This window comes from Streptomyces sp. (assembly GCF_035563135.1).
GTDB lineage: Bacteria > Actinomycetota > Actinomycetes > Streptomycetales > Streptomycetaceae > Streptomyces.
The window spans coordinates 1-10342 of sequence record NZ_DATMVN010000356.1 but is presented as its reverse complement, the minus strand read 5'-3'; the positions used below and the strand labels follow the sequence as shown (position 1 = coordinate 10342).

Here is a 10342-nt window from a genome sequence, read left to right as displayed (position 1 = left end):
CCACGGTGATCTGCTGCACCACGTGGTGGTGCAGCAGCCATGAGGCGAGGGTCAGCGCGAAGGTGGTCTTCCCGGCGCCGGGGGTCGCGACCGCGAGGAAGTCGCGCGGCTGCTCCTGGATGTACTTCTCCATGGCACCCTGCTGCCAGGCGCGCAGCTTCCCGGCCGTCCCCCAGGGGGCGCGGCCGGGGAAGGCGGGTGAGAGGTGGTGGGAGGCGGTAGTAGTCACGGTCTCCGGTTCGGGGCACTCGGGTACGTGGGGCGCTGCCCGTACGGGCCGGAAGCAGCCCGTACGCGATATGACAACCGGGCCACCCTACCGGCGGATGGGGCGGGGCCTTTCCCGGACGACGCCGCTGCGGAGAATAGTGCGACAGCTCTCACACCTCGGCGACGACCAGCTCACGCAGACCCTGGGCGATGGACTTCACCTCGTCCGTCTCGCCGCTCGCCACCGCGATGACCAGGCGTTCCGCCGCATCGGTGTCCGGGCGCAGATCCACTCCGTTCATCGCCGGGAACGAGACGCAGGACAGCCATGCCGTCCGCTTGTCGCCGCCGAAAAGTGGACGGCTGACCGCGAGCGACCGGAGAAGCGCCGCAGCCTTGTCAATCACGTCCGGGTACGCCTCCTCCCCGAACACGGCAGCGGACGGACGGTGTGCCGCAGACTCCAGCAGTCCCGCGTCCCGCACGACGACCCGCATGTCGTCGCAGGCGTATCCCGCGATGACGAGGATGTCCTCGGAAGAGAGGTGGACGCAGGTCACTTGAGCCGGTCCATGAGCCCGCCCCACTTGGCCGCCTGCTCCTTGGCGGTCTTGCGGACGATGGCCTCCTGAGCCGTCCGGGCGAGATAGTCGTCCACAGCCTTGAGCAGTATCGCGTGCATGCTGGTGCCCTGCTGCTCGGCCCGCTGCTTGAGTGCCTCGGTCTGGTCGTCACGGAGGCGCAGGCTCATAGCCATGCCGGAACGGTACCGCTGCGTGGGGTCATATCAGTACTACGGTCGGCTTACCGGGGCTGCACCCGGCTCGCGACCCACACCCCCGCCAGCGCCACCACCGCCATCGGCAGGAACACCACCGTGAACGCCCCCGGATGCGCCGTGGCCGTACCGCTGCCCACGGCCCCGTGGGCGGCCGCACCCACCGCGCCGCCGCCGAGCGCGGCGAACGCCGCACCGCCCGCGGCGAGCAGCAGTACGTTGGCCAGGCCGTCCGAGATCTGGAGGGCGGCCGAGTTGGCCCCGGCCTCGTGCGGGGCCGACAGCTTCAGCAGCAGCACACTCGTCGACGCGATCACCATGCCCATGCCGAAACACCCGAAGCCCCAGACCAGCGCCAGTGTCCACACCGGCACCGCCTCGATCAGCACGCTCGGCGCGGCGGCGATCGCCAGCGTCACGCACACCATGCCCAGCACCATGAGGGCCCCTCGGTGGGGCTCCAGCCGGGGCCGGGCCAGTACGTACGAACCGAGCGCCCAGGTCAGCCCGCCGGCGGCGAGGGAGAGGCCGGCCAGCGTCGGGGACAGGCCGCGCTGGGTCACCAGCATCAGCGGGACGAAGGACTCCGCGACGATGAACGAACCGGCCGATATCCCCCGCAGCAGGATCACGGCGGGCAGCCCCCGCGCGGCCCGTACGGTGCCCCGGGGCAGCAGTCCGCGCACGGCGGGCACGAGCAGCGCGGCACCGGCCAGCGCCGGGACCAGCGAGGCCCATCGGAGCTCCTGGCCCGCGTACTGGAGGAGCCCGGCGCCCGCCGAGATCCCGAGGGCGAGCCGGATGCGGCGCCGGTCGAACGGCTCCGCCGCGGCCTCGGCGTCCGTGGGCCCTCCTGCCATCCGCCGGATCGCGGGCAGCGCGAGGCCCAGCGGCAGGAGGATGAGGACCGGGATGCCGACGAAGACCCAGCGCCACCCGAGGTGTTCCGTCACGGTCCCCGAGGCCAGCGGCCCGATGACGGACGGGACGATCCACGCCGCCGAGAAGCCGGCCATGATGCCCGGCCGGATGTGCTCCGGGTAGGCCCGTCCGATGACCACGTACAGCGCCACGATCACGAGCCCGCCGCCGATGCCCTGGACGGCCCGCCCCAGGATGAACATCCACATGCTCCCCGCGGTTCCGGAGAGCACCAGCCCGGCCCCGAAGGCACCGATCCCCGTGGCGAGCGGAGCGAGCGGCCCACGCCGGTCGGCCCACTGCCCGGAGAGCACCATCGCGAAGAGGCTGGTGGTGAAGTACGCGGAGAAGGCGAACGCGTAGAGCGGGATGCCGTGCAGTTCCCTGGCCGCGACCGGCATCGCGGTGCCGACGGCGGTCGCCTCGAAGGCGATGAGCAGGACGACGGAGACGATGCCGATGCTGAGCGCCCGGTAGGTCCGCCCGAGGACCCCTTCCACCGGTTCGGCGACGGTGGTCTCGGTCTCCACGAGGGCGGCGGTGACCTCGGCGTCACTGGGTTCCAGGGCAGTCATGCGCCCCAGCGTAAGGGCCATGCCACCGGGTGACCCCTGTCGGTGGTCGGTAGCGGGCCGGGCCTTTGGTCGTACGTCCGCAGCCCCGCCCGGACCGCCGGACGTGAACACGGTATGGCAGTCGTGTTGCGGCCCGCCCGCACCCCTTGAGCCCGGTCTCCCCGGGCCCGTACGGTCGGCAGCAGATCAAGAAACGCACGGCCGTGTGCCCGAGAGGCTCAGGGGCTCGACTGCAACTCGAGTTACACCGGTTCGAATCCGGTCACGGCCTCCACACGGGAGAACCCGAAAGAGGAACGGCCGCCCCCATAACGCGGGGCGGCCGTTCCTGCGTGCGTGGACCTGACAGTTCTCCCGCTCCAGCAGGTGAAGGTGACGACGCGCGGTCCGCTGTTCAAGGACTCGGGCTCCGGCCTACGTGAACCTCTTGGTGAGTTGCTAGCTTGGCCTGAAGCTGAGGCGCCCATCGAGCGTGGCAGGAGCGGAGCAGGCAGGCGGGGGAAGGATTGTCCATGGCATGGGACGAGTGGGAGCAGCTGAAGGCGGACGCCGCCGATCGGCAGTCGGCCGGGATGCAGTTGAACCAGCTCGACCCCGGGAGCGGCGGCTCTGCGGCTCTGCCCGGGCAAACGGGCGATCTCAAGGTGGGCCACAGCGATCTGGTGAAAATCGGCAGTCAGGCGCACGGCCTCTATGACGACCTCTGGAACAAGGCCCGGGTGGCCATCCCCAGTAGCGACAAGGCCGCCGGTGACCTCAGCGGTCAGGGCTTCGCGCTGGGCGGCGGGCTCAAGCACGTGTCGAGCCGGTGGGACGAACAGCTGAAGTCGCTCATGGACGCGTGCGCCCATATCGCCAACCACATGCAGGTCACCAAGAAGGTCCACGCGGGCGACGAGCACTACATCCAGCGACAGGTGAGCAGCATCGACGCCCTGGATGCCGGATTCGACGAGCGGGCCGGCGCGCCCGGCAAGAGGAACCCGGCGTACGAGCCGAAGAAGTAGCGGCGCGATCACAGACGTACAGGAGAAACGACAACTCATGGATCTCGACGCGCTGCGTTTCGCCAACTTCTCGACGCTCGATGACGCCGTCTCCGACTGGGAACTGCTCGTACGCCACCTCGTGGAACTGAAGCGGCAGGCCGAGGACGGGCTGCACAAGGCCGCCAACACGGCCGACTGGTCCGGCCTGAACGCTCAGGTCACCAAGGAGTTCGTCGGCAAGACCGCCGGCGAGTTCTCCGATGCCCACACACAGGCCGACACCATTCACAAGATTCTCGGTGACACCCGGGACGAGCTGCGGCAGTACAAGAAGGATCTCGAAGCCGCGATCAGCCGCGGGCAGAAGAAGAATCTGACCGTCACCAGCACCGGTGACGGCGGTTTCACGGTCACCATGAACGTCCACCCGGACCGGGCCGTGAAGGGCACGCCCGTTCCGGAGCACAGCGAAAGCGATGTCACCGCGCTGCGTGACGAGGTGCAGGGGATTCTCAAGAAGGCCTCGGAGAGCGACAACTCAGCGAGCAAGGTGCTGACCGCGATAGCCGATCAGGCCAGGATGGGCTTCTCGGAAGTCACCTACAAGGATCGCGACTCCGCGGCAGAGGCTGTCCAGGCAGCGGAGGACCTCGCCAAGATCGCGGCGAAGAACCCCAAGGACCTCACCCCCGCCGAATTCGACAAGATCAACAAAGGTCTGACCAAGCACAAGGACGATCCGCTGTTCGCCGAGCGGTTCGCCACGCAGCTCGGGCCCAAGAAGACCCTCGAGTTCTGGCAGGGCATCAACGATCCTGCCGTGAACCCGAGCCTGAGCTACGAACGGCTCGACAAGTTCGACGGCCTCCAGCGCAATCTCGGTCTGACTCTCGCCACCGCCACACAGAGCGACTCCGCCGACATGACGAGCTGGAAGGGCAACATGATCAAGCTCGGCGAACAGCCCATCGGCCGGGACGGCGGCGGCCCCATGGGCTTCCAGGTCATGAGCAACCTGATGCGGACCGGCGACTACGACGACCAGTTCCTCAAAAGCTATGGCACCAAGCTCATGGAGACGGAACGCAAACTCACCGGCAACGGCGAGCACGCCAACATGGCGTGGCAGCACATGGGGCCGGACCCGTGGCTCAACCGGATCGGTGACGACAGCGGCGACGACCCGCTGGCCGGTTACCTCAAGGGTCTGTCCAACAGCCCGGACGCGGCGACCGACTTCTTCAACGAAGAGTACGTCTCCAAGGACGACTCCCCCTTCGAGCGCGACACGGACGGCAACGGCAAGAACGGGAAGGTCCCGCTCTCCAACTTCCAGTACCTGTTCGAGGAGCGGGAGTGGCCGCAGGAGAGCAATCTCAAGGGCGACGACGACAACACCGGCCGCAGCAATCTCGCCCTCGCCCTGGAGGCCGCCACGACAGGGCACCCGGCGGGCGAGTTGCCGACCGCGGACACCCCGGCCCACAACGACCAGCAGACCAAGCTCTTCGAGTCGATCGTGTCCTCCGTCTCGGACGACAACGGACGGCTCACGAAGCACAGTTACATGTCCGACAGCATCGGACAGATCACCTCGGAGTACCTGCCGGACATCAACCGGGCCATGACGAACGACCAGGACAAGGAGACGAACAATCTGTTCCCCGTAGCCGGCAGCTCCGCCACGCTCAACCACCGCGATGTGAACGCCCTGTTGCTGACCGTTGGGCAGAACCCCGAGGGGTACGCGGCGGTGGAGGTGGCCAACAAGGAGTACATGGCGAACCTCATGGACTACCACATGAACCCGGATCTGCCGGCCGACGAACGCTACTCGAAGGACATGCAGTTCACCGTCGAGCAGATCGCCCAAGGGTCGGGCGAGGTGTCCGGCACCCTGGCCATCGGCCGCCAGGAGGCGGTCGCCGGCGAAGCCGAGGAAGCAGACAAGAAGTACGAGCAGTCCGTGGCGCAGTGGAAGAACGCCATTTCTGGGGGCATCGGTACGGGTATCGGCGTCGGTACGTCGTTCGTCGCCAGCCCGGTCGGCGGCGCGGTGGCCGGTGGCGTGGCGGAGACGGCGAGCAGCCTGGTCCTCGAATCTCTCTTCAAGGACGCCGAGGGGAAGGCCAAGGACAACGCCGGCCCCGTCATGGGCGAGAATTGGGAGAGCGGCCTCGAACAGAACTCGAACTACGCCGAAAAGGCCGTGGAGACCGCAGCGAAGGCGCACGGCCGTAGTGACCTGATGGACGCCAGCATCGACGAGAAGGCGCGCGTGGCCGCCCAGACCGGGTTCCGGGCCGCAGGTGTGAACACCCTGCACATGTCCCCTCACCTGAAGACGGACATCTGACCACATCTCCGGGGTCGGCACACGCCGCATCCCCCGCCCCATTTCCGAAAGGCTCGCGTTGTCTGTCCACGGATCTCTTCAGCGCCACCGGTTCATCGGCACGGTCGTGTCCCTGTCCGCCACCGTCGCCCTCGCCTCCACCCTGTCGGCGTGCTCCGGCGACGAGCCGCCCAAGAAGGCGTACACCATGCCCACCTCCCTGTGCGGGATTCCCGTGGATCCCGCGCTGGTGAAGGCCGCGCTGCCCGGCGGTGACTCCATCTCGACGGCCACCTCGAAGCCGAACGGTGGAACGGTCCGCTGCAATGTGTCCGTGGACGGCAAGGCGGCCCTGAGCCTCGCTCAGGCCTGGTGGGGGGATGGCGACAACGCGGCGGGGGTCTCGCAGGGATACGCCGACACGGACGACGGGACGTTGTCGGACGACGGCCGCTTTGTCCACACGGGGAAAGCCGGCGTCGGCAAGACCGCATCCTCCTGCGCGTCGTCGGACCATCCGGAGCAGGACCTCTACACGGTGGTCCAGGTCCTCGACTCGGGCGTGGACGACCAGGCCGCCATCGAAAGTCTGATCATCGCCTACACCAAGGCGGTCGAGGGGTCAGCAGCCTGCCGGTGACCTTGCCGCGCGGTGAGGATCACCTCTTCGCCGGTGCTGCTTCGACGTCGAGGGTGCCGCACTGGGGAAACTCGAAGTCCTTGCCACCCCCTGCTCCTTCAGCACCTCGTCCCCACAGCCGTCACCACCCTCCCCACATCGCATGGATGTGGATCGCGTCCTGGTGGTCACGCTACGCAGTCACCGCGATGCTCATAGCCATGACGAGCAAGAAGCTTCCCGAATGGGTACCCGCATCGGGGCTCCAGCTCCACCTGATCGGCATCCACTTCGATGCCATCCGGCTGTGCGGCGTCCGGGGGGAGGCGGTGCTGCACCACCTCGCCACCCTCACGGACGGCGATCCGGGGCCCCTCGTGCGGGAGATCGCGGGGGCGCGGTGGACGTACTTCCTGCTGGAACCCGGCGCGAGCCAGTACTTTGGCTGGCCGCCCGGCGCGAAGTGCTTCGGTCCGGCTGCCCGCGACCGGTACGTGGGGATTCCGGCCGCCCACGGCAACACGTATCCGCTGAGCTGGCGGTGCGGGCCTCCGCAGGACGGGGACTTCGTGGACGTGGAGCTGCTGCACGGGCTGGTGATGGCCCAACTCGCCCCGAAGGAGAGTGCGAGGCACAGAAAGCCCTGCACGTGACCGACGCCTGAGCGCTCAGGGCGTGCGCATCAGGTTGCGGAGACCGGCGACGAGGGCCGGGACGTCTCGCTCGACCTCGGCCGCCGGGGCTGCGGCCTCTGCCGACTCCGCCGGCTGGTGCGTGGTCCCGCAGGGGCGGCAGAGGCCGTCCGGGAGCGCTTCGGCCGGGCCGGGGCGGCCGCATTCGGTGCACTCGACCAGGACGCTGCGGACGGCGGCACCGGAGAGCCCGCCCTGGGCCGGTGCGGGTGCTGTGGGCAGGTGGGGCGGCATCTTGTCGGTGAGGCGGCGGCGTACCAGGCCGATGGGTGAGCCGATGCGCTCGGGCAGCCCGGCGGTGAGCGCCGAGGTCAGGTAGTGGGCGCTGACACCACGCGCGAACCATGCGGCGGCGAGCGGTTCCAGCGCGGCGCAGTCGGCGGCGGAGAGCGCCAGGCGGGGTTCGCTGCGGCCGAGTTCGGCGAGGGCGAGGTAGGCGGGGGGCGGGGTCGCGACCGCCGTGGGGGTGCCTGAGCTCGGCTCGTCCTGCGGCGCCGGGGGCGTGGGCGGACTCGGGCTGGGCCGCTCCGCAGCGCGCTGCTTCGGCACGACCGCCGGTTCGGCGGAGGGTGCGGGTGCCTGCTCCGGGGCGGCGGTCGGCGCGCCTGCGAGCCTGGCGGTCCACCACTCGTTGTCGTGGGCGGTGCGGGACCAATAGGTGAGCGTCACCCACCGGCACTGACCGGCCCCTTCCACCCGGCAGCGCACACGGCGCAGGTGTCCGGCCACGGCGAGGGTGCGCAGCGCGGTGCCGATGGCCATCTGGCCGTACAGCGGCAGGTCCTTGGCCAGCGACTTGATGTCCATGGCGGCGCCGTCGGGCAGGTGGTCGACGTACCCGGCGACATAGCGCTCCCGCTCCGGCAGGAGGGCGAAGGCGCCTGCGTTGGTGGGGCCTTGGACGGAGACGGTCTGCTTGCCGTAGCCGGTAGGGGCCTTGCGGTAGGGGCGCGAGGCTGCGGGGGCGGGCGGGGCGGAGCTAGGCTGCTGGGTAGCCACGAGATCGTCTTTCTTTGTGGATCGATCTTGGGTCAGACCCCGGCCGGTGCTGTGAACACCGTGTCGGGGTCGTCTCGTTGTGGGCACCGTAAGCAGTCATGACTCTCCGCTGCAACTCGGCCACGATTAGTCATATTTGCTGGCCGTGACGGGGCAGGGAGGGGAGGTTCCCCAAAAGCCCTTACCTACCCCCCGGATGAACAACACAGCTCGAATCCCGGCCCTCGCGTCTCAGCCCTCGAAGCCCGAAGCTCAAGCGTCGGCCCGTGGGCATCCCCCGACCCCCGAACGAGTGACAGGGCCACCCAGGGCGCTCGAACCCCGAGCCTCGGGATCCGAGCGCCCTGGTACGAGCGTGGCGCACGACCACATCCGAAGCGTTACGGCTTGGCCGTCGCCACCGCCGCCTGGGGGCGGATCGGGAGGCGGTTGACCGGGCGGCCCGTCGCGGCGCGGACCGCCGATGCCACCGCTGCGGGGGACGTCACCACCGGGACCGCCGAGGCCGCCTTGGCTCCGAAGGGGGCCACCACATCGCGTTCCTCGATCAGTTCGACGATGTGGATGTCCGGCGCGTCCAGGGACGTCGGAAGCGCGTACCCGGTGAGGTCCGGGTGCCGGATCAGACCACGGGCGGTGCGGAGGTTCTCCGTGAGGGCCGCGCCGATGCCCTGGGTGACGCCCGCCTCGATGCGGGTCGCCAGCTGGGACGGGTTGAGGATCCGGCCGACGTCCTGGGCGACGGCCATCTCGACCACCCGGACCGAGCCGATCTCGATGTCGACGTCGACCACCGCGCGGACCGCGCAGAAGGCCAGGCCCACGAAGGCGTCACCCTGACCGGACTCGTCCAGGGGCTCGGTGGGGTGGGGGCGGCACTGGGCGGTGGCCCAGAGTTCCTTGCCCTCCATCGCCTCCATGACCGTCGTGGACAGCACACCGTCGTACGAGGTGATCTTGCCGTCGGCGATCTGGAGGAGCTCCGTGGACATCCCGAACTTGTGGGCCAGGGGCTGGAGGAGCTGGGTGCGGACCATCTTGGCGGCACGTTCGACCGCACCGCCGGAGACCCAGGTGTGGCGGCCGTGCGTCGCCGGGCCCGCGGGGGGCTGGTCGGTGTCCACCGCCGCGACGTGGACCTCTTCCACGCCCAGGGTCTCCTGGACGATCTGGCGGGCGAGTGTGGTGAAGCCCTGGCCGGTCTCGACGGCCGCGCAGATGACGGTGGCGACACCGTCGTGGACCCGGACCGTGGCCGTGGAGACCTCGTCGGCGCCCTCGGCCCCGAGCATGTGGACCATGCCGAGGGCGTAGCCGACACCCCTGCGTACGGCACCCGGCTCACCGGCGCCCTCCGGGCCCCCGGGCAGCAGCCAGTCGTCCTCCGGGACGTCCTTGGGGAGCGCGGGGAGCGGGAAGTCGCGGAGCGCGCCGAGGAGTTCGGCGACCGGGGCGGGGCAGGTGACGGTCTGGCTGGTGGGGAGGATGTCGCCCGTGGAGAGGGCGTTGCGCAGGCGGAGCTCGACCGGGTCGATACCCAGTTTCGCCGCCAGCTTGTCCATCTGGCCCTCGTAGGCGGCGCAGACCTGCATCGCGCCCTCGCCGCGCACATGCCCGGAGGGCGGATTGTTCGTACGCACCGCCCAGCCCTCGATGAAGGCGTGCGGGACGACGTACGGGCCGCAGGCGAAGGCCACGGCGGCGGCCAGGGACTCGGAGGAGAAGTCGGCGTACGCCCCCGCGTCGAGGAGGATCTGGGCCTCGACCTTGACCAGCCGGCCCTCGGTGTCCGCGTGGTGGCGGTAGCGCAGCAGGGTCGGGTGGCGGTGGGCGTGCCCGAGGAAGGACTCCTCGCGGGTGGCGGCCAGTTTGACGGGGCAGCCGGTGCGCAGGGCGAGCAGGCCCAGCGGGATCTGGAAGCCGGGGTCCTCCCGGTCGCCGGTCGCTCCGGGGACTCCGGTCACGACGACCTTGACCCGCTCGGGGTCCAGGCCGAAGCAGGCGGCGGCCAGATCGCGGTCGGTGTGCGGGTCGGTGGACGCCGTGTAGAGCTCCACGCCCCCGTCCGGGCGGGGCACGGCGAGTCCGGCCTCCGCGCCGATCGGGGCGGGGTCCTGACGGCCGATGCGGTACAGGCCCTCGACGATGACCTCACCCACGGCGTCCGGGTCGCCGTAGCGCAGCGGGATGTGGCGGATGAGATTGCCGTCGGGGTGCAGGGGCT

General features: G+C 69.7%; 9 protein-coding genes, 1 tRNA gene and 1 pseudogene. 5 read left to right on the top strand and 6 right to left on the bottom strand.

What is annotated here, in order from left to right; genetic code table 11:
• The 4 genes and pseudogenes from VN520_RS15520 to VN520_RS15505 form a co-directional block, all read right to left on the bottom strand.
• Positions 1 to 229: pseudogene (locus tag VN520_RS15520) on the bottom strand (ATP-dependent helicase); the annotation flags it as partial.
• Positions 230 to 380: 151 nt separating this feature from the next.
• Positions 381 to 770, bottom strand: coding sequence for a type II toxin-antitoxin system death-on-curing family toxin (locus VN520_RS15515; protein WP_325747503.1), 390 nt, complete (start codon positions 768 to 770; stop codon positions 381 to 383).
• Positions 767 to 967: a CopG family transcriptional regulator gene (locus VN520_RS15510; protein WP_325747502.1), complete on the bottom strand. Its 201-nt coding sequence runs from the start codon at positions 965 to 967 to the stop codon at positions 767 to 769. Before VN520_RS15510 ends, VN520_RS15515 begins: the two co-directional genes overlap by 4 nt.
• Positions 968 to 1014: 47 nt before the next feature.
• A complete protein-coding gene (locus VN520_RS15505; RefSeq protein ID WP_325747501.1) occupies positions 1015 to 2484 on the bottom strand; it encodes an MFS transporter in 1470 nt (489 codons plus the stop codon).
• A 199-nt stretch (positions 2485 to 2683) separates the two neighbouring features.
• Between VN520_RS15505 and VN520_RS15500 the strand changes: the two genes are divergently transcribed.
• The 5 genes from VN520_RS15500 to VN520_RS15480 all read left to right on the top strand — a co-directional run bounded on the left by VN520_RS15500 (position 2684) and on the right by VN520_RS15480 (position 7080).
• Positions 2684 to 2758: transfer RNA gene (locus tag VN520_RS15500), tRNA-Cys, on the top strand.
• A gap of 238 nt (positions 2759 to 2996) precedes the next feature.
• Positions 2997 to 3491 carry a hypothetical protein gene (locus VN520_RS15495; RefSeq protein ID WP_325747500.1) on the top strand — a complete coding sequence of 165 codons (495 nt, stop codon included), beginning with the start codon at positions 2997 to 2999 and terminating at the stop codon, positions 3489 to 3491.
• A gap of 37 nt (positions 3492 to 3528) precedes the next feature.
• Positions 3529 to 5829, top strand: coding sequence for a hypothetical protein (locus VN520_RS15490; protein ID WP_325747499.1), 2301 nt, complete (start codon positions 3529 to 3531; stop codon positions 5827 to 5829).
• 58 nt (positions 5830 to 5887) lie between these two features.
• Positions 5888 to 6448 carry a hypothetical protein gene (locus VN520_RS15485; protein WP_325747498.1) on the top strand — a complete coding sequence of 187 codons (561 nt, stop codon included), beginning with the start codon at positions 5888 to 5890 and terminating at the stop codon, positions 6446 to 6448.
• Positions 6449 to 6648: 200 nt separating this feature from the next.
• Positions 6649 to 7080, top strand: coding sequence for a hypothetical protein (locus VN520_RS15480; RefSeq protein ID WP_325747497.1), 432 nt, complete (start codon positions 6649 to 6651; stop codon positions 7078 to 7080).
• A gap of 15 nt (positions 7081 to 7095) precedes the next feature.
• On the opposite strand, the gene VN520_RS15475 is transcribed toward VN520_RS15480, so the two are convergent.
• Both VN520_RS15475 and VN520_RS15470 read right to left on the bottom strand, forming a co-directional pair.
• A complete protein-coding gene (locus VN520_RS15475) occupies positions 7096 to 8118 on the bottom strand; it encodes a MarR family transcriptional regulator (RefSeq protein WP_325747496.1) in 1023 nt (340 codons plus the stop codon).
• A gap of 380 nt (positions 8119 to 8498) precedes the next feature.
• On the bottom strand, positions 8499 to 10342 hold a 1844-nt coding region (locus VN520_RS15470), incomplete at its 5' end, for a xanthine dehydrogenase family protein molybdopterin-binding subunit (protein WP_325747495.1).